At 64.8% G+C, this 19826-nt stretch carries 18 protein-coding genes; 6 read left to right on the forward strand and 12 right to left on the reverse strand.

Features of this window, described 5'->3' with window-relative positions; genetic code table 11:
* Positions 1-23: 23 nt before the first annotated feature.
* On the forward strand, positions 24-1328 hold the full coding sequence (locus tag WN73_RS32435) for a citrate-proton symporter (RefSeq protein WP_028175249.1): 1305 nt from the start codon (positions 24-26) through the stop codon (positions 1326-1328).
* Positions 1329-1334: 6 nt separating this feature from the next.
* On the opposite strand, the gene WN73_RS32440 is transcribed toward WN73_RS32435, so the two are convergent.
* Complete coding sequence (locus tag WN73_RS32440; protein ID WP_028175250.1) at positions 1335-1799, reverse strand: Lrp/AsnC family transcriptional regulator; 465 nt, start codon at positions 1797-1799, stop codon at positions 1335-1337.
* A 163-nt stretch (positions 1800-1962) separates the two neighbouring features.
* On the opposite strand from WN73_RS32440, the gene WN73_RS32445 reads away from it, so the two are divergent.
* Positions 1963-2976, forward strand: a complete 1014-nt coding sequence (locus tag WN73_RS32445) for a 1-aminocyclopropane-1-carboxylate deaminase (RefSeq protein ID WP_011083073.1) — start codon at positions 1963-1965, stop codon at positions 2974-2976.
* 203 nt (positions 2977-3179) lie between these two features.
* Here the strand turns inward: WN73_RS32445 and recQ are convergent, their stop codons facing one another.
* The 5 genes from recQ to WN73_RS32470 all read right to left on the reverse strand — a co-directional run bounded on the left by recQ (position 3180) and on the right by WN73_RS32470 (position 10341).
* Positions 3180-5045 carry a DNA helicase RecQ gene (gene recQ / locus WN73_RS32450; protein ID WP_028175251.1) on the reverse strand — a complete coding sequence of 622 codons (1866 nt, stop codon included), beginning with the start codon at positions 5043-5045 and terminating at the stop codon, positions 3180-3182.
* 235 nt (positions 5046-5280) lie between these two features.
* The gene (locus WN73_RS32455; RefSeq protein WP_028175252.1) at positions 5281-6024 is read right to left on the reverse strand and encodes a polysaccharide deacetylase family protein; all 744 of its coding nucleotides are present in this window, start codon (positions 6022-6024) and stop codon (positions 5281-5283) included.
* A 100-nt stretch (positions 6025-6124) separates the two neighbouring features.
* A complete protein-coding gene (gene metA, locus WN73_RS32460) occupies positions 6125-7126 on the reverse strand; it encodes a homoserine O-succinyltransferase MetA (protein ID WP_028175253.1) in 1002 nt (333 codons plus the stop codon).
* A 12-nt stretch (positions 7127-7138) separates the two neighbouring features.
* A complete protein-coding gene (locus WN73_RS32465) occupies positions 7139-8440 on the reverse strand; it encodes an O-acetylhomoserine aminocarboxypropyltransferase/cysteine synthase family protein (RefSeq protein ID WP_011083077.1) in 1302 nt (433 codons plus the stop codon).
* 326 nt (positions 8441-8766) lie between these two features.
* Positions 8767-10341: an amidase family protein gene (locus tag WN73_RS32470; protein ID WP_028175254.1), complete on the reverse strand. Its 1575-nt coding sequence runs from the start codon at positions 10339-10341 to the stop codon at positions 8767-8769.
* 252 nt (positions 10342-10593) lie between these two features.
* Between WN73_RS32470 and WN73_RS32475 the strand changes: the two genes are divergently transcribed.
* Together WN73_RS32475 and WN73_RS32480 are read left to right on the forward strand one after the other, a co-directional pair.
* Positions 10594-11412, forward strand: coding sequence for a uracil-DNA glycosylase (locus WN73_RS32475; RefSeq protein ID WP_028175255.1), 819 nt, complete (start codon positions 10594-10596; stop codon positions 11410-11412).
* The gene (locus tag WN73_RS32480) at positions 11409-13019 is read left to right on the forward strand and encodes an amidohydrolase family protein (protein WP_028175256.1); all 1611 of its coding nucleotides are present in this window, start codon (positions 11409-11411) and stop codon (positions 13017-13019) included. Before WN73_RS32475 ends, WN73_RS32480 begins: the two co-directional genes overlap by 4 nt.
* Positions 13020-13026: 7 nt before the next feature.
* Here WN73_RS32480 and WN73_RS32485 read toward each other — a convergent pair whose 3' ends face one another.
* Complete coding sequence (locus WN73_RS32485; protein ID WP_028175257.1) at positions 13027-14061, reverse strand: aldo/keto reductase; 1035 nt, start codon at positions 14059-14061, stop codon at positions 13027-13029.
* Between the two features lie 10 nt (positions 14062-14071).
* Positions 14072-15253, reverse strand: a complete 1182-nt coding sequence (locus WN73_RS32490) for an MFS transporter (protein WP_028175258.1) — start codon at positions 15251-15253, stop codon at positions 14072-14074.
* Positions 15254-15351: 98 nt separating this feature from the next.
* Here WN73_RS32490 and WN73_RS32495 point away from each other — a divergent pair, with 98 nt between their 5' ends.
* Both WN73_RS32495 and allE read left to right on the forward strand, forming a co-directional pair.
* Complete coding sequence (locus WN73_RS32495) at positions 15352-16329, forward strand: LysR family transcriptional regulator (protein ID WP_028175259.1); 978 nt, start codon at positions 15352-15354, stop codon at positions 16327-16329.
* Positions 16330-16587: 258 nt separating this feature from the next.
* Positions 16588-17385, forward strand: a complete 798-nt coding sequence (gene allE, locus WN73_RS32500) for a (S)-ureidoglycine aminohydrolase (RefSeq protein ID WP_028175260.1) — start codon at positions 16588-16590, stop codon at positions 17383-17385.
* A gap of 55 nt (positions 17386-17440) precedes the next feature.
* On the opposite strand, the gene WN73_RS32505 is transcribed toward allE, so the two are convergent.
* From WN73_RS32505 to WN73_RS32520, 4 genes are all read right to left on the reverse strand, one after another.
* Complete coding sequence (locus tag WN73_RS32505; protein WP_039186318.1) at positions 17441-17848, reverse strand: RidA family protein; 408 nt, start codon at positions 17846-17848, stop codon at positions 17441-17443.
* A gap of 180 nt (positions 17849-18028) precedes the next feature.
* Entirely contained in the window at positions 18029-18283 is a 255-nt protein-coding gene (locus WN73_RS32510) for a hypothetical protein (protein WP_011083087.1), read from the reverse strand.
* On the reverse strand, positions 18280-19134 hold the full coding sequence (locus WN73_RS32515; protein WP_028175262.1) for a helix-turn-helix domain-containing protein: 855 nt from the start codon (positions 19132-19134) through the stop codon (positions 18280-18282). The genes WN73_RS32510 and WN73_RS32515 overlap by 4 nt, the downstream gene beginning before the upstream one ends.
* Positions 19135-19599: 465 nt before the next feature.
* Positions 19600-19821: a hypothetical protein gene (locus WN73_RS32520; RefSeq protein WP_232675214.1), complete on the reverse strand. Its 222-nt coding sequence runs from the start codon at positions 19819-19821 to the stop codon at positions 19600-19602.
* Positions 19822-19826 lie beyond the last annotated feature (5 nt).

Below are 19826 nucleotides of genomic sequence, written 5' to 3' on the forward strand. Positions count from 1 at the left end.
GCAACCGGACAGGCAAGCGAGAGATGCGGACGAACAGGAAAGCCATCGCAGCCGCGATCGCCGGCAATGCCCTGGAGTGGTACGACTTCACGGTGTTCGCCCTGATGACACCGGTCATCAAGAACCTGTTCTTCCCGGTCGACCCGAAAATTCCGGGCAGTGAGATCAACGCACTGCTGCTGACCACCGCGCTGTTCGGCACCGGCTTCTTCATGCGGCCGATCGGCGGCCTCGTGCTCGGCTATTTCGGCGATCGCAAGGGGCGGAAGGCGGCGATGACGCTCGGCATGGGCATCATGGCTGTGTCGGTCGCGCTGTTGGCGTTGACGCCGACCTACGCCACGGCCGGCATCGCGGCGCCGCTGATTGTGTTGCTGGCGCGGCTGCTGCAGGGCTTTTCGGTCGGCGGCGAGTTCGGCACCTCGACCGCCTATCTGATCGAAGCGGCGCCTCCCGGCCGCACCGGCTTCTATGGCTCGTGGCAGATCGCCGGCCAGCTCATGGCCAACGTGCTCGGCGCAGTGCTGGGTGCCGCCCTGACGCTGGCGTTCACGCAGGAGCAGCTTGCCGCCGGCGCCTGGCGCATTCCCTTCTTCGTCGGCCTCGTGATCGTTCCGATCCTGCTCTATATGCGCGCCAGCGTCATCGAGCCCGAAGCTTCCCGGCGCAGCATGGCGACGCTGCACAAGGACAATTTCATCGCCGCGCTGAAGAATCCCGGCCGCAATTTCCTGATCGGCATGGGCATGGTGGTGGCGAGCGCCGTGTCGTTCTACGTCACCTTCGGCTACACCGTGACCTACGCCAAGGAGGTGCTGAAGCTGCCGCTGATGCAGAGCTTCCTGGTGCAGATGATCGCGGCAATCGTGATGGTGATCGTCGTGCCGATCGCGGGCGCTGTCTCCGACCGCTATCCGCGCAGGCCGCTGTTGCTGGTCTCGCTGATCGGCTATTTCGTCTCGCTCTACCCGCTCTATGCCTGGGTGATCTCCGAGCCGTCGATCGCAAGGCTCCTGGTCGCCCAAATCGTCATCGGCTTCTTCAGCGCCTTCTTCCTCGGCGTCTACTGCACCACGCTGGTCGAGCTGTTCCCGATCCGCGTCCGCTCAACCGCGCTTGCGATCGTCAACAATGTCGCGGTGCTGGTGTTCGGCGGCTTTGCCCAGTTCTTCGTAACCTGGCTGATCGCGCTCACCGGCTCCCCGCTGGCGCCGATCTTCTATGTCATGATCGGCGTCGGCCTCGGGCTGATCGCGGTGATCGCGATGCGGCCGGAGGACGCCGAGCGGGAGCAGGTCCCGGACGGCGTCGTCGAACAGGCATCGTGAAGCCGCTCAAAACTCCAGCGGCGCGTTGTCGACGACCTCTTTCATCACGAAGAAGGTGCGGGTCTGGCGCACCCCCGGCAGCGCGATGAGCTGCTCGCCATGGATGCGGTTGAAATCCTCCATGTCGCCGACGCGGATCTTGAGGAAATAGTCGAAGTCGCCGGCGACGAGGTGGCAATCGAGCACGAATTTCAGTTTTGCGATCGCCTGCTCGAAGATGGCAAAGCTTTCCGGCGTCGAGCGGTCCAGCACGACGCCGACCATGACCAGCGTCCCCTTCGCCACCTTCTTCGGCGCGATCATGGCGCGGACGGCAGCGATGAAGCCGTCCTCGAACAGGCGCTGGGTGCGGCGATGGCAGGTGGCGGGGCTGATCGCAACGGTTTCGGCCAGCTCGGCATTGCTGAGCCGGCCGTTATTTTGAAGCAATCTCAATATCTTAAGGTCGGTTCGATCGAGCCGAGGCGGCATGGAAGAAGCTTCCGATGCTGGATGATTTTCTGAAAGAAATATTAGTCAAAATGCCAATCTTCGCAAGATATCATGCAATATCGGTGCAGCATTCGAGAGCACATTCCTTACCACATATGCTAGTCGCTGCGGCCAGCTCAACACCAATCGAGATGACCTGACCATGCTGGAAAAATTCGCGCGCTATCCGCTGACCTTCGGCCCGACGCCCATCGAGAAGCTGGAGCGGCTGTCGAAACATCTCGGCGGCAATGTCGAGATCTATGCCAAGCGCGAGGACTGCAATTCCGGCCTCGCCTATGGCGGCAACAAGCTGCGCAAGCTCGAATACATCATCCCGGACGCGATCGCCTCGAACGCCGACACGCTGGTCTCGATCGGCGGCGTGCAGTCCAACCACACCCGCATGATCGCCGCCGTCGCCGCCAAGATCGGCATGAAGTGCCGCCTGGTGCAGGAAGCCTGGGTGCCGCACGAGGACGCCGTCTATGACCGCGTCGGCAACATCATGCTCTCGCGCATCATGGGCGCCGACGTGCGCCTGGTCGACGACGGCTTCGACATCGGCATCCGCAAGAGCTGGGAGCAGGCGATCGAGGAAGTGAAGGCCGCGGGCGGCAAGCCTTACGCGATTCCCGCCGGCGCCTCCGTGCACAAATATGGCGGGCTCGGCTATGTCGGCTTCGCCGAGGAAGTGCGTAAGCAGGAAGCCGAGCTCGGCTTCAAGTTCGACTACATCGTGGTCTGCACCGTCACCGGCTCGACCCATGCCGGCATGCTGGTCGGCTTCGCCGCCGACGGCCGCGCGCGAAAGGTGATCGGCATCGACGGGTCGTTCACCCCGGCGCAGACCAAGGCGCAGGTGCTCTCGATCGCCCAGAACACGGCCAAGCTCGTCGAGCTCGGCAAGGACATCGTCGCAGACGACGTCGTGCTGATCGAGGACTACGCCTATCCCGCCTATGGCGTGCCGTCGGAAGAGACCAAGGAGGCGATCCGCCTCACCGCGCGTCTCGAAGCCATGATCACCGACCCCGTCTACGAGGGCAAGTCGATGCAGGGCCTGATCGACCTCACGCAGAAAGGCTATTTCGAGAAGGGCGCGAAGGTCCTCTACGCGCATCTCGGCGGTGCCCCGGCGCTCAACGGCTACGGCTACGCGTTCCGGAACGGCTAGTGCGTCGGTGCCGTAAGACGGCGCGCGCCTCCTCACTGGTCTCGTCCTGGCGAAAGCCAGGACCCATTACCCCGACTGCTAATTGTTGAAACACACTGAGGCTGTCGGCGTGCCGTTTCCCACGGCCTGTGGTTATGGATCCCGGATCTGCGCGCGCTTTGGGCGCGCTTGTCCGGGATGACGGTGGAGATATTAGCTCACCCCTACCGCGTCCGCACGATCTGCAGCAGCTCGTCGCCATAATGCTCGAGCTTCTTGTCGCCGATGCCGGGCACGTTGCGGAGCTCGTCCAGCGTGGTCGGCCAGGCCCGCACGATGCCGTCAATGGTGGCGTCGTGCAGCACGACATAGGCCGGCACGCCACGTTCGCGCGCGACATCCGAGCGCCAGGACCGCAGCCGGGCACGCAATTCAGGATCGACATCGCCTTGCGGGGCGCTGGCCGCAGGCGCGAGATCGCCGCGGCGGGATTTCGCGCGGCTGGAACGGACGCGGGTGCCGGGCGCCTCCTCGCGCAGCCATACCTCGGTCTCGCCGCGTAGCACGCCGCGCGCGGCCTCCGTCAGCTTCAGTGCGCCATAAGCTTCGCTGTCGCTCTGCAAATGGCCCATCGCCACGAGCTGCCGCAGCACCGTGCGCCACTGCTTTTCGTTGAGCTCGCGCCCGATGCCGAATACCGACAGCTTGTCGTGGCCGAACTGCGTGACCTTCTCGGTCAGGCGACCGATCAGCACGTCGATCAGGTGCATCGCGCCGAAACGCTGGCCGGTACGATAGACGCAGGACAAGAGTTTTTGCGCCAGCACCTTGCCGTCGCGCATCTTCGGCGGCGTCAGGCAGTTGTCGCAATTGCCGCAGGTTTCGCCGTGCACGATCTCGCCGAAATAGGCTAGCAGCCGCCTGCGCCGGCACTGCGCGGTCTCGGCGAGCCCGACCAGCGCGTCGAGCTTGCCGATCGACACGCGCTTGAAATCGTCGGAACCGCTGGACTCGTCGATCATGCGGCGTTGCTGCACGATGTCGGAGAGGCCGTAGGCCATCCATGCCGCGGACGGCTTGCCATCGCGGCCGGCGCGCCCCGTCTCCTGGTAATAGGCCTCGATGCTCTTGGGCAGATCGAGATGCGCCACGAAGCGCACGTCGGGCTTGTCGATGCCCATGCCGAAGGCGATGGTCGCCACGATGACGATGCCGTCCTCGTTGAGGAAGCGGTCCTGGTTGCGCGAGCGCACGCTGCTGTCGAGCCCGGCGTGATAGGGCAGCGCGGCGATGCCGGCGTCATCGAGCGCGGCGGCGACCTCCTCGACCCGGTTGCGCGACAGGCAGTAGACCACGCCGGCGTCACCCGCATGGCGCTCCCGGATGAACTCCTTGAGCTGCGACACCGCATTGCGCTTGTCGACGATCTCGTAACGGATATTGGGGCGGTCGAAGCTCGAGACGAATTGCGGACTGCCCCCAAGCTTGAGCCGTTCGACGATCTCCTTCCGCGTCAGCTCATCGGCGGTCGCGGTCAGTGCGATGCGCGGCACCTCGGGAAAGCGCTCGGCGATGATGGAGAGGCCGACATATTCGGGGCGGAAGTCGTGGCCCCATTGCGAGACGCAGTGCGCCTCGTCGATCGCGAACAGCGCCACCTTGGCCTGCGCCAGCATCGACAGGCAGCGCGGCGTCACCAGTCGTTCCGGCGCGACATAGAGCAGGTCGAGATCGCCCGCGATCAGGCGCCGCTCGATGTCGGAAGCCTCCTGCGGCGTCAGCGACGAGTTCAGCGCGGCGGCGTTGACCCCGGCCTCGAGCAGGCCGGCAACCTGGTCGCGCATCAGCGCAATCAAGGGCGAGACCACGATGCCGCAGCCTTCGCGCAGCAACGACGGCAACTGGTAGCACAGCGACTTGCCGCCGCCGGTCGGCATCAACACGAGGCAATTGCCGCCATCGGTGACATGCCGGATGATCTCGCCCTGCGCGCCGCGGAACCCCGGCAGGCCGAACACCGAATGCAGCACCGACAGCGCGTCGCGGCCGTTGGCCGGCGCGGGCAGCGGAGCAGTGGAAGGGACGTTCATGGGTGTGTCGGAGGCCGTGGGATTCGTCCCAAGGCCAGTCGCATGGCTGCGCGGGCGTGGCAAGACGATTTGACGCTTGCGCCGCTGCTTCTTCTCCCTCTCCCCGTTCTTACGGGGAGAGAGTTGGGGTGAGGGGCCTCTTTCCACGGATGAGACTGTTGCGGGACCTGTACCCCCTCACCCGGATCGCAAGAGCGATCCGACCTCTCCCCGCAAGCGGGGCGAGGTAAGAGAGCTACGCCCCGATTCGTCGCAGCGCCTCCGCGACGGTTACGATCGGCATGTCGCGCTTGCCGGCCGCCTCCAGCGCATGGCGCATCAGGTGCGGCGTGCAGCCATAGGGGCTCGGCGCGTTCACGACGTCATGGCCGTAGAAGATGAGCCATCCGCCGCTTGCGACCGCCTCGTCGAAATAGCGATCGACGCCCGCCCTATCGATCTCGCAATCGACCAACGGCGAGGCGCGCAGGAACTGGAGGTCGATGACATCGCGATTGACGCCGGGCAGAATGCCGCGCGCCGAGCGGAAGGTTCTCGCGAGCTGCGGCTTGCGCCAGACCGAGGCGAGGCCGTACGGATAGGCGAAATTCTCCAGCGCGATCGAGGAATCGATGCCGCGGAGATGGCTGCGGTTTCGTTCGATCTCGCGGGTCATGGCGGCCTCGCCGAGATTGACCGCGCTCTCGTGCGAAAAGGTGTGGCAGGCGATCTCGTGGCCGGCATGGTGAAGCCGCACGATCGCGTCGTTCGACAGCCCATGCCAGTGATCCGACGGCCGGCCAATCAGGCTGCCGGCGATGTAGTAGGTGCCGCGGCCACCATGCGCTTCGAGAAGCGAAGCACCCTCGCCGGCGGCACTATCGGGGGCATCGTCGAAGGTGAAGCTCACCATCGGCGCGTGCGCGGGCAGCCGGTGCGGCGCGGCACGGAAATGCCGGGCCAGCCGATTGCTCACGCGTCCCTGGAGTGCCGACCACACGACCGCATTTCCTGTTTGCCCCGCCCCCTTCAGTGAAGCATTCGTACGCTGCCGGAAGCAAGCTTCACACTTCGTTAGTCCTAACGTGAAGCGTCCTGACCTAGCGCGCCAGGACCGACGCATCGGCGTCCGCGCCGAGATACTGCAGCCAGTTACGGAATAGCGCCGCCGCCGCGCTGCCGGCGGCGATATCGGCGCGCAAATTCAGCGCGGGAAGCTCGTTGCTGAGCGCTGGATGGCGCTGGTGCCTCGCCTGCTTCTCGAAGCGCACAAGCTTCTCTTCCGTCGCTGAGTCAAAATAGCTCACCGGCAGGTGCGGATAATTGTCACGCTCGCGCACGAGGTAGCGGCCGACGTCGCGCAGATATTCGCGCTGGAGCGACAATGCGTCATATTCGGGGTGGCCCTGGAAGAACACGAAGCGGCTGGCATATTGGCGGACGAAGACGTCGACACCAGCCAGTGCCGAGCGGGTCAAGACCTGATAACCGGCCTGCTCGAGATCACTCTCGACGATCTCGTTCAGGCGCGAATGCGAAACCTTGAGCGGCGCAGGCAGGGCATGCGTCAGCGGATCACCCGTAACGGCCTCGCAGTCGAAGATGCCGTGACACTTGGCCGGTAGCCGTCGCCGCGCGATGCCGTCGAGGTGCAGCACCGCGGCGTGCGCGGCGAGGCATGACCAGATCGTCGAGCGCGTGTTGGTCCTCGCCCAGTCGACCAGATCGGTGAGGTCGCGCCAGTACGGCTCCTGGTCGAGCTCGGGCGCGACCGGCTCGGCGCCGGTCACGATCAGCCCGTCGAATCGCTGACGCTTGAGATCCGCGAGATCGGAATATTCGCTCTCGACGTGCCATTTCGCTTCGGGCGAGCGCTTGACCGAGGGCAGCGAGAAGCAGTGGAAGCGGATGCGGCGCGGGCCGGCGGCGGCCTGGAGCAGCTTCATGAACTGCCGCTCAGTCGCCTTCAGCGCCGGATCAGGCATGTTGTTGATCAGCCCGATGGTGAGCTCGGCGCCGGCATGATCGCGCGCCAGATCGCCCTCGGCCGGCACCAGCGCCGGGCTCGACATACCGTGATCCCTGTCGATCAGGATCGTCATCGGGGCCGTCGCCTACTCCGCGGCCTGGAGGCGCGACGACGGACAGGCTTTTTCCAACGCCTGGTCGATGTCCTCGATGATATCGGCAGCATGCTCGATGCCGATGGACAGGCGGATCGTCTCCGGCAGAACGCCGGCGAGGCGCTGCTGCTCTGCCGACATCTGCCGGTGCGTGGTCGATGCCGGATGGCAGGCCAGCGACTTCGCGTCGCCGATATTGACAAGGCGCGTGATCAGCTTCAGCGCATCGTAGAAGGTCTTGCCGGCTTCCATGCCGCCCTTGATGCCGAAGGTGAACAGCGAGGAGGCATTGCCGTCGAGATATTTCTGGACCAGCGGATAGTAGGGGCTGTCCGGGAAACCCGTGTAGTTGACCCAGGCGACGCGCGGGTCAGTGCGCAGGAATTCGGCGACCTTGCGCGCGTTCTCGACGTGGCGCTCCATGCGCAGCGCCACGGTCTCGATGCCCTGGAGCAGCAGGAAGGCGTTGAACGGCGAGAGCACCGAACCCATGGTGCGCTGATAGACGCTGCGCGCGCGCTCGATATAGGCGGTCTTGCCGAAGCGCTCGGCATAGACGAGGCCGTGATAGGACGCGTCCGGCTTGTTGTAGGCGGGGAAGCGGTCGGCGTATTTCGCCCACGGAAAATTTCCGGAATCGACGATGGCGCCGCCGAGCGTGGTGCCGTGGCCACCCAGGAACTTGGTCAACGAATGCACGGCGATGTCGGCGCCGTAGTCGAACGGCTTGAGCAGGATCGGGGTTGCGACCGTGTTGTCGACGATCAGCGGCACGCCATGGGCATGCGCGATCTTCGCCAATGCCTCGATGTCGCAGACATTGCCGGCAGGATTGCCGATGGTCTCGGCGAACACCGCACGGGTGTTCTCGTCGATCAGCTTCTCGATCGCATCCGGCTTGTCGCTCTCGGCGAAGCGGCCCGTGATGCCCTGGCGCGGCAGAATGTGCGAGAGCAGCGTGTGCGTGGTGCCGTAGAGCTGCGGCACGGACACGATGTTGCCGCCGTGATCGGCGACGTTGACGAAGGCGAAATGCAGCGCCGCCTGGCCGGTCGCGACCGCAAGCGCGCCGACGCCGCCTTCGAGCTGGCTGATACGCTTCTCCAGCACCGCGCTGGTCGGATTGGCGATGCGGCTGTAACGGAAACCCTCGGCCTCGAGATTGAAGAGCGCCGCGCCGTGATCGGCGCTGTCGAAGGCGTAGGCCGCGGTCTGGTAGATCGGCACGGCAACCGCATGCGTGGTGGCTTCGGGCTCATAGCCGGCGTGAATAGCGATCGTCTCGTTGCGCATCGTGCCACCTCCGCGTGGAGCGGGCCGCACTTATTGGCCTGTATGAGGCACGTGCGTTGTCCGCCGTCCTCGTGTTAGAGGCGGGTGGTAAAGCGAGCAATAATTCGCCTAGAGATCGAGGAAGTAACCCTAACGGTTATTGGTGAATTGGCTAAAATTCGAATCAAATTGGATTAACGAATTCGTACGCCTAGGCGCGACTCGCTTCCCATCGCGGATGCAAAGCATCGGCGTTCTCAAGGGACGGCGGCCGAAGGCCGCCAGTGCCACCCTCTCCCACAGGGAGCGAGGGCGGCACTGTCAACGCGGCGGCAACTCGCGAGCGCTCAGTCCATCGTCTCCCATAGGCGATGGGCGAGCACGCCGGCACGCTTCTCGATCGCCGCCGCGGCATCGAGCGCGAGATCCTCGCGGTAGCGCCCGGTGATGAGCTGCACGCCGATCGGCTTGCCCTCGTGCAAGGCCACCGGCACCACCGCGCCGGGCAGGCCCAGCACGTTGATCGCGGAGATGAAGCGTATCCCGCCCCAGAACACCTCCTGCACGCGCTCGGCGCTGATGGTGTCGTCGCGCGGGCCCGGCGTCGGACTGACCGTGGTCGGCGCCAGCACGACCGGGTAGTCCTCGAAGAACAGCTGCCAGGCGCGGATGTGGCCGTTGCGCGCGGCCGTCGCCTGCATCCAGGCCTTGAGATCGAGCACATTGGCCTTGGCCTTCATGCCGTTCCACGCATTGTGGAAATCCTCGGACGTGACCTTCAGCATCGCGGCCTCCTGCATCACCATCGTCTCGTTGGTGATGATGTCGCACCAGGTCTGCCAGACGCCGTTGATGTCGGGCACCTCGACCTCGCTGACGCGATAGCCGGAACGCTCGAGGTGATCGGCGGCCCGGCGCAGCGCCGCGGCGACCGCCGGATCGACGTCCATGTCGTCGGGGATCTTCGCCAGCGCGACCTTGATCGGTCCCTTCGGCTTCGGCCCCACAAGCGGCGCCGGCACCCACCAGGGATCGCGCGGATCGCGCTGGCTCATCACCTCCAGCGCAAGGCGAACGTCGGCGACGTGGCGGGCGAGCGGCCCCTGCGCCGACATCAGATGCGCCAGCATCGGCCGCTCGGCCGTTGCGCTTCCGTTGAAGGCGGGGATGCGGCCCTGCGTCGGCTTGATGGTGGCAACGCCGTTGCAATGTGCCGGCCAGCGCAGCGAGCCGCCGATGTCGTTGCCATGGGCGATCGTGCCGATACCGGCGGCAACCGCCGACCCCGCGCCACCCGAGGAGCCGCCGCAGGTGATATCAGGGTCCCAGGGGTTCAGCGTCAGCCCATGCAGGGGATTGTCGGTGAAGCCGCGGAAGGAGAATTCCGGCGTGTTGGTGAGACCGATGACGATCGCGCCGGCCTTCTTCAGGTTACGGACAACAGGCGCATCCGACGGCGCGATGTAATCCTTGTTGGCGGGCACGCCGTTGAAGTTCGGCCGGCCTTCGTAATCGACGTTTTCCTTGATGGTGATGGGCACGCCGTGCAGGAGGCCGAGCTCGCCGCCCTTGGCGCGCTGCTTGTCGGCCGCATGCGCAGCCTTCAGCGCTTCCTTGCTGAGATCGACAACGACCGCATTCAGCCTGGGATTGACCGCGCGCATCCGATCCAGATGCGCCTCGACGGTCTCGACAGCGGAGATTGCGCCGCTGCGGATCGCGGCCGCGGTATCGACCGCAGACCATTGCCAGACCGGTCCCCTGGGACGGCGCGCCGTGGCCGATTTGCGCGGGGCGGCCTTCTTGACTGATTTCTTCGCAGCTTTCGCGACGGCACCCTTGCGGGCGGTGGCTTTCTTGCTCGAGGTCTTCGTTACTTTCCTTGAAACACTTTTCTTCTTGCTCGCCGTCTTCTTCGCCACGCCGCATCTCCTGAAATTGCGCCGCGGAGGTTATGGAGATCACGCGACCGTGTACAGGCGCGTTTCTGCATGGCGCGTTGTCGCGACGCTCTGTCACGGCCCCGGAGCCAGGGACGCCCGTGAACCTTTGCGCCCGCTGTCTTGACCCATATATTGGTTGAATTGTGCAACAGACTACCGCTGAGATTGCGGCATAACGACCAGGTTTTTTGACGCAGCTATTCTTGACATCGGCAGATTGGAGCATTTTCCATGCTCACAGAATTCGACGCCGGATACGGCGAGCAACCCTTTCGCGATCTGTGCGCCAACTACCCCGGCGCTGAAGCCTACGATCCCCACGACTTCCGCATCGAATGGGGGCCCATCTTTCACCGCGGCCGGCTCGACGGATCGGCGCGTGTGCTCATCGTCGGCCAGGATCCCGCCCAGCACGAGACCATCGTACGCCGAATCCTGGTCGGCACCGCGGGCCGCCGGACCCAGGGCTTTCTGGCCAAGCTCGGCATCGTGCAGAGCTATGTGATGGTGAACACCTTCCTGTACAGCGTTTACGGCCAGAGCGGCGGCTCCAAGCACAAGAACGAGCCGGGCATCGTCGACTATCGCAACAAATGGTTCAAGGCCGTGCTGGGCCCCGGCAACATCGAGGCTGTCATCTCGCTCGGCGGCCTCGCGGACGAGGCCTGGAAAGCCTGGCTCAAGAGCTCCGACGGCGCGGCCTACAAGACCCTCGCGTATCAGCACATCACGCACCCGACCTGGCCGGAAAGCTCCGCGCATGATTCCGCGACGCAGGCGGCGAATACCAAGATCATGCTGGCCAAATGGAATGCCGCCCTCGCGGCGCTGGCGCCTGAGGTCAAGCATCCCGACGTGCCGACGACACTCGTGCCGTACGGCGACGCCTTCAAGCCGTCCGAGCTTGTCGACATCATTGCAAAGGACCTTCCGGCGGGACTGCCGGCCTGGATGCGTGGAGATACGCCGTGGGCCGTGCGCCAGGGCGTTGACGCGGCGGCCAAGCGGCGCACCATCATGATCACCATTCCCGATGGGGTGATTCCATGAGCCCGGCCGCAAACCCGAAGCGATGGGCGCTGACCGGCCGGATCGTGACGATGGCCACTGAGGGCGACGTCATCAAGAACGGGACGATCTTCATCGAGGACAATCGGATCGCCGCGATCCTGCCCAAAGGACGGCCGGCCCCGGCGGGCTTCGAGGCCGTCGCCGCGGTGACCACCGGCGGCACCATCTATCCCGGCCTGATCGAGCTGCATAATCACCTCAGCTACAACGTCCTGCCGCTCTGGCGCGTGCCGCAACTCTTTGGCAATCGCGACCAGTGGCAGAATGCCAAATCGTACAAGACGTCCGTGACCGGCCCGATGAGCGCGATCGCCCTTGCCGACGACGGCTCGCTGCTGCCGGCCCTGGTTCGCTATGTCGAAGCCAAATGCCTGGTCGCGGGAACGACGACGAGCCAGGGGATCACGCTGTCGAACTGGAGCGGCACGATCCACAAATATTACAAGGGCGCGCTGCGCGCCGCCGAGATCGGGAGCCCGCCCGATCTTCCGCGGGCACACTCCAAGATTCCCGACATCGATGCCGAGGATTGGGCGAAGTTCGACAACGAGCTGAAATCGTCGGCGTGTTTCCTGCTCCACTTAAGCGAGGGCATCGATACCAAGGCGCATAGCCACTTCCTGGCGCTGCGCAATTCCGCGGGAGATTGGGCGATCGAGCCGTCGCTGGCCGGCATTCATTGCACGGCGCTCGATGCGACCGACTTCGGAACGATGGCCCAGCACCAGGCCAAGGTCGTCTGGTCGCCCCTGAGCAACCTGCTGCTCTATGGCAGGACGACCGATGTCGCCGCAGCGCGCGCCGCAGGCCTCACCATCGCGCTGGGCTCGGATTGGTCGCCGTCCGGCAGCAAGAACCTGCTGGGCGAGCTGAAGGCGGCGAAGGTCGTATCCGCGCATTTCAATCTCGGCTTCAGCGATTACGATATCGTCGCGATGGCAACGCGCAATCCGGCCGCGATCCTGAAGTGGGACTCAAAGCTGGGAACCATCGCCAAGGGCAAGTTCGCCGATCTCCTCGTCGTGAAGGGTGTCACCGGCGATCCTTACGCCCACCTGATCAAATCGCGCGAGCAGGATATCGTCCTGGTCACGATCGGCGGGCGAGCGCGCTATGGGACCAAGAAGGCCATGCAGCAGGCAGGCGGAAGCGGCGAGGCCCTCAAAGTCGGCAGGAGTGCGCGGGTGATCGATTTCACCTCGCCCGACCAGGATCCGGGGATCGAGAAGATCACGCTGTCGGAAGCAACGACACGATTGAGTGCCGCGCTCGGCAATCTCGGCACGTTGCAGCCGCACAGCATCGCGATGTCGGCCGCGATCGCGAGCGGAACGGTGTCACGAACCGGATGGCGTCTCGCGCTGGACGAGCAGTTCGGCAACAACGTCCAATTGCGCCCGCGGCTGGCATATAACGGCATCCGGACCGGTCCGGATTTGGCAGCTGTCGCAGCAGCCGCCGAGCCGCTGCATCCGATCAAGCTGGATGGCCTCACGGTGGCCGACGATCCCGTCTTCATCGACACGCTGAAGAGCGAACCCAACCTTCCGCAGGGGCTAGGCGCAGCGATCGCCGCCTTCTATTAGCTATCCGTCACACCAGCGGTGGATTGAGCCGCGCAAAACCCTCCTGGATGCGATAGGGGTAATAGGGATAGGGCGGCATCACGGCGCTCGCCTCGTCGAGACGCTTGATCTGATCCGCGCCCAGCGACCAGCCGACCGCACCGAGATTGTCGCGCAGCTGCGCCTCATCACGGGAACCGATGATCACGGAAGAGACGGTGGGGCGCGACAGCAACCAGGCGATCGCGACCTGCGGCACGGTGCGGCCGGTCTCGGCGGCAATCGCATCCAGCACGTCGACGATCGCGTAAAGCCGCTGCTCGTCCACGGGCGGGCCGAATTGCGCGGTGGCGTGCAGGCGGCTCTGTTGCGGCAGCGGTTGGCCGCGCCGGATCTTTCCGGTCAGCCGCCCCCAACCGAGCGGGCTCCAGACCAGCGCGCCGACGCCCTGATCGCGCGCGAGCGGCATCAGCTCCCACTCATAGTCGCGGCCGAGCAGCGAGTAATAGACCTGGTGCGCGACATAGCGCGGCCAGCCGTGCCGGTCCGCGATGGCGAGCGACTTCATCAGCTGCCAGCCCGCGAAATTGGAAACGCCGACATAGCGCAGCTTGCCGGCACGCACGAGCGTATCGAGGGTCGACAGCACCTCCTCGATCGGTGTGAACGCGTCGAACGCGTGAAGCTGAAGGAGGTCGATGGTGTCGGTGCCGAGCCGTTGCAGCGCTGCGTCGACCGCAGTCAGCAACCGCTGCCGCGATGAGCCGGCATCGAGCGGGCCATCGCCCATCGGCAGGCTCATCTTGGTCGAGATCAGCACCTTGTCGCGGCGGCCCTTGATCGCAGCGCCGAGAATCTCCTCGGAGGCGCCGTTCGAATAGACGTCCGCGCTGTCGAACAGATTGACGCCGGCATCGAGGCAGATGTCGACCAGCCTGCGCGCCTCCTCAATGCCGCTGCGGCCCCAGGCGGAGAATAACGGGCCTTGGCCGCCGAAAGTGCCGGTGCCGAAGCTGAGGACGGGGACCTTGAGTCCGGAAGCGCCGAGATTGCGGTATTCCATGATCGCGCTCCTATTCCGCCGGGCACGCTGCGACGGCGACCGCAGTACGGTCGAGCCGGAGGCTCCACAACGCCAGCACGAGGCCGATCGCGGTGATTCCGGCCGCCACCAGCGGCAACGCGGAGAGGTCGAGCCCGCGATCGATGGTGACACCGCCGGCCCAGGCCCCCAGCGCGTTGCCGAGATTGAACGCGGCGATGTTGAGGCTCGAGGCGAGCGTGCGGCCGCTCGGGCCGGCGGCTTCCAGCACGCGAAGCTGGAGCGGCGCGACGGTTGCGAAGGCGGCGATGCCGAGCAGCAGGATCAGCGCGACAGCGGGGATCTTGACCGACAGCACCGCGGCAAGGCCAAGCAGCACGATGGCGAGCGCGGCGAGAGTGCCGATCAGGGCCCGCGCCAGGCCGCGGTCGGCGAGCTTGCCGCCCGCGACGTTGCCGATCGCAAGACCCGCGCCGAACACCAGCAGGATCGGCGACACCGCTTCCTCCGAAAAACCGGTGAAGCGCGTCAGGATCGGCTGGATATAGGTGAAGACGACGAACAGGCCGGCAAAGCCGAACACGGTCATGGCGAGGCCGAGCAGCACCTGCGGACGGCCGAGCACCGCGAGCTCTTCCGCCAGCGAGATCGGCTTGTCGCCGTTGCCGACATGGCCGGGCACGAACGCGGCGACCACGGCGAAGGCAATCACGCCGATCACCGTCACCGCCCAGAACGCCGCGCGCCAGCCGAGCATCAGGCCGAACCAGGCGCCGAAGGGCACGCCCAGCAGCGTTGCGACCGTGAGGCCGATGAACATGGTAGCGATCGCCGAGGCGCGCTTGTCCTCGGCGACGAGGCCGGTGGCCACGACCGAGCCCACGCCGAAGAACGTGCCGTGGGCCAGCGAGGTCAGCACCCGCGCCGCCATCAGCAATTCGTAGTTCGGCGCCAGCGCGCAGGCGGCATTGCCGAGCGTGAAGATCGCCATCAGCGCCAGCAATACGGTTTTGCGCGGCATCCGCCGCGTCGCCAGCGTCAGAACCGGCGCGCCGACGAACACACCCAGCGCATAGCCGGAGATGAGGAGGCCCGCGATCGGCACGGAGACATGCATGTCGGCGGCGACCTGGAGCAAGAGGCCCATGATGATGAATTCGGTGGTGCCGATGCCGAAGGCACCGGCGGTGAGCGCAAGGACGGCGGGAGGCATGCGGGACTCCAGTGGATGGCACGAGCCACGCAGATAGCCGCGCTGCAGCAAAAGCATTAGGATGTCCGCAATCCAATCATTTGTGACGTGAATTCAACATGGCCCGTTTCGACACCAACCGCTCCGCCGAGATGGAGGTTTTCGTCCGCGTCGTCGACCTGGGCGGGTTCACCCAGGCCGCGCGAAAACTGCGCCTGACGCCGTCGGGCGTCAGCAAGCTGATCTCGCGGCTGGAGGCACGGCTCGGCTCGCGGCTGATCAACCGCACCACGCGCAAGCTCACGCTGACGGAGGAAGGCCAGGCCTTCTACCAGCGCGCCGTGCGCATTCTCGCCGAGATGGAGGAGGCCGAGCGCGAGGCAGCTTCAGGCGCGGCACCGCGCGGCCGCCTCACCGTCAACAGCAACATCCCCTTCGGCATGCTGCATGTGATGCCGCTGATCCCGCGCTTCCTGGAACAGCATCCCGACGTCACGCTCGATCTGGTGCTGACCGACACACTGATCGACCTGATGCAGGAGCGCGCTGACGTCGCGATTCGCGTCGGACCGTTGCGGGCCTCACGCCTCGTCGCGCGAAAACTCGGCACCAGCCACATGGTTGTGGTCGGCGCGCCGAATTATCTCGCGCGCTTCGGTACGCCGAAGATTCCGGCGGATCTTGCCGATCACCGCGGCATCGGCTGGACCTTTCCGCGCTCGATCCGCGGCTGGCCATTCAAGCGCGGCGAGCACACCGAGGAAGCCATGCCGCCGCCGGCCGCCCGTGCCAGCGACGGCGAAGCCGCCCGCCGCCTCGCGCTCGGCGGCGTGGGCCTCGCCCGCCTCGCCCTCTTCCACATCGGCCCCGACATCGAATCAGGCCGCCTCGTCCCGGTCTTGCAGAACTACAATCCCGGCGACCGCGAAGACATCCACGCTGTCTATGTCGGCCACACCGCGCCGCTCCCGGCGCGCGTCCGCGCGTTCATCGATTTTCTGGCGGAGCACGTGCGGGTGAGCGACCCCGCGCTGAAGCGCGCGGGGGACGGGAAATGGAGGGTGATGGAAATCCAGCGGACGCGTCCTATTCCTTGAGCTAAGCCTCACGTCAGCGTCGCATCGGAGCTCGACCTGGTCCGGCTCATTGCTCCACTGTCCTTTCCGCATTGATGCGAGGGACTGGCTGGTATGTTCTGCATTCGCGCTCTCGTCGCAAGGATCCCGTGATGATAACTGTCCGGAACCGGCTGCAACGTGAAGCGGGCTCCAGTGTCCGCGGCATGTTTCCGAAACCCGCCGACGCGGCCTTTCGCTAGAACCTTTCGATTGAACCAGACTCCCCGAGGACCTCAGATGCATCCCACCGACTTGCCCGGCCAACCCGGCATCGTTCCTCCCGGAGCGATCGGCCACAATCGCGGCGTTGTCGGTCGCAACTTCGCGTTCATGCCGCCGGAAGGCGTGTTGAAGAGCCGGCTTCCGGCGTGGAAATCCACAACCGTGCGCTTTCTGGCGGCGCCTTCGCTCGGCGCCGGTTTTGCCCAATATATGCTGGAAATCGAGCCCGCGGGCGGTACGGCCCAGCCGATCTGTGTGGACCTGCAGCACTTCTTCTATGTTGTGGCAGGAGGCGTGGACGTGACCATCGGCTCCGACCCGCCAGTGGAGCTTGCTGTCGGCGCCTTTGTCTATGTACCGCCCGGCGTATCCTTCACGATGTCCTGTCATCCCACCACGCCTGCCCGCATCATCGCCGTCAAGAAGCGCTATGAGAAGGCCGAGGGCATCGCCACCCCGACGGCGATCATCGGTCAACAACAATCCATGCCGATGACGAACCATACCGGGCTGCAGGGCCGCGGGTTCAAGCACCTGCTGCCAATGGGCGACCTGCGGTTCGACTTTGAGATGAACCTGATGTTTTTCCAGCCCGGCGTCTGCTTCCCGGCTGTCGAAACGCACATCATGGAGCACGGATTGTTCATGCTGGAGGGGCAAGGCCTGTATTATCTCGGCAATAGCTGGCACGAAATCTGGGTTGATGATTTCATCTGGATGGGATCGTTCTGTCCGCAGCAATTCTATCCCACCGGCCTGAACCACTCGGTTTATCTGCTGTACAAGAACGTCAACCGGGACGTCGTCCTCTGACGATGGCCGATGAGCGCCGGCAAGACGGGGCAAAGCGAACAAGCTTCGGGGATCTTCAGCCTGACGCCTGAGACGTGTCGCGCGCGCCCGCCGGCAGAGCGGCAGTGATGATGATCTCGATCATATCGCCATCGGGCATGACCGACTGCACGAACGAGCGCACCGGCCCATAACCCGCCGGCATCCAGCTCGCCCAGGCCTCGTCGAAGGCTGGCTTGTTGTCGTGGTCGGTCACCACGATCTCAGCCTTGACGATGCGCGTACGGTCCAGACCCGCATCCTTCAGATAAGTATCGATGACGCCCAAGGCGCTCAGCGTCTGTATGCGAATGTCCTGGGTGCGATCAGGTGAAACCGCCACCACCCACAGCAACCCGCCGCCGCCCGGCATATGATATGTTGTTACCGCTGACTTGCTGGGCAGATTCCTGTTCGCGATGCGCGTGATGTCGTTTGCATTCATTCTGGGCTCTTGGGCTTGGAGGAGATTCTCGCGATGACGCCTGAGGCCTAACAGCTATCGCGCTCGAAATAGTTCGGAATCGTTGCTTGCCGCACAAAATCGTGGGATGGCGGAGGGTGTCAGTCAATCCCCGTTGAAAGGTACAGCATTCTCGACATTCCGAGACTGGCTCCGTCTCCTTCAGCTTTGCGTGGCCGTTTCTTCGATCGACGGCTCCATCAAGGCATAGTGCGCGATGCCGGCGGCAATGAGCCTGCAGAAGTTTATGGTAACGCGACCGTAGAAGGCGCCCGCCCCGGGTTCCGAGGATGCGAACCGATAGGAGGCGCCGAGACCGCGAGCGATCTCCAACAATCCCATGATCTCATGGTGCACCAGCGCCGAATGAATGCCGACCAGCTGCAGCAGCAGGGCCTGAATGCCAGGGTTGCTCATGACGGTCTTGCTCCGACGGGCGGCAGCGGCAGGAATTGCGCGAGATAGGCGCTCCTCCATTGATACGGCGTGTCGCCCGCGAAGCGCTTGAACACCGTCGTGAAATGAGCCTGCGTCTGGAACCCGACGGTCAAGGCGATGTCGACGAGCGAGACGTCAGCTTGTTGCAGCAATTCCTGGGCCCGCTCGATCCGCCGCTTCAGCAAATACTCGTGCGGCCTGATGCCGACGGCCGCCCGGAACTGCGCCGCGAAGTGCATCCGGCTAAGGCCGGCAACGGCGGCCAGATGCTCCAAGGTCACCTTCGCGGCCAGATTGTCGTCGACATACTGCATGACGCGCTTGAGGCGCCATTTCTGCAACGACCGCACCGCCCGGCAAACCCGGCCTTCATGATCACCCTCGGCCGACTCGGGCTGGCCTTGTCCGGCCACCGTCCGCCGGCTTGCCTTGCGGGTCAGAATGGCCAGACGCAGCGCATCGACAAGGATGGCAGAATGGGGATGGTGCATGGCTTTGGTGGCCGCGAGCGCATCCGCGAGGCGCTGCATCACCGGATCCGTGAATCCTTCCGCGCCCGTCTCCCGATCGACCTCCGAGGAGGCGCACGCAAGCCGTTTCGCGGACACCCTGAAGCTCGGCTCGCTGTCGGCAGATCCCCGCACGTCCGGCGCAGGCGGCTCGATGGCCAGCGCAACATCCAGATGAACGAGGGAGAGCGTCATGGCCTCCTCGCCGGAGCGCCGTGAACGTCTCGATGACCGCAGCCGCCCACGTTCGATTGACGAGACGTCGATTGCGGCGGCGACATGGTCCTTGGCATTTTGCGGGTGTGACATCTGCAGCGACATCGTCGAACTCCTTGTTCCATTTCGCATCGGCAATGTCTGACGACTTGTCCGAATGCGATGGGAGCAGAGTAGTTCGGCGATCCGCGCGCTCCATTCTACGCGCGGGTGCATGGATAAGGTCTCGGGTTAACTGCGTCATACCTAGGTATGATCGCGGTACAGCCACCGGGCGAGAGTGCGAGCGGAACACCCCGTCCGCAGCTACGGACGCACGAGGCCGGCGGCTCGGCGCGCCTGCGGTAAGTTGACGCGGCCGTGATCGGCGATATCACCGAGAAGCCTCGTTCCGCCGGAGAATCTCCCGGTCGCGCCCGCGCCGGATTCAACTGTCCAGGAAGTCTTCCACGAGAGCACGAAAATCGGCCGGCTGGATATTGTGGACGCGATCAAATCGCGGCATCAACGTGGCTGCTATGAGAAGAAGCACAGCCTGCGACGATGACGAACCTTGATCGGCCCACGGGTTCATCCATGAGCCGCGCCGGCTTGCGGTTCTGGTCCGCGGCCCTCGCCTTCGCGGTCTTCATGGTTGACGTGCTGACGCCGCTCGAGGGCGCGGTCGCAGTCCTCTATGTCATCGCGATCCTCCTTGCGGCGAGGACGAATCGGCGCAACGACATCATCGTCGCCGCGACCGGCTGTGTCGTCCTGACCATAACCGCCTATCTGCTGTCGCACGATCTGCATGAAAT

The organism is Bradyrhizobium sp. CCBAU 45394 (genome assembly GCF_028128655.1).
GTDB lineage: Bacteria > Pseudomonadota > Alphaproteobacteria > Rhizobiales > Xanthobacteraceae > Bradyrhizobium > Bradyrhizobium diazoefficiens.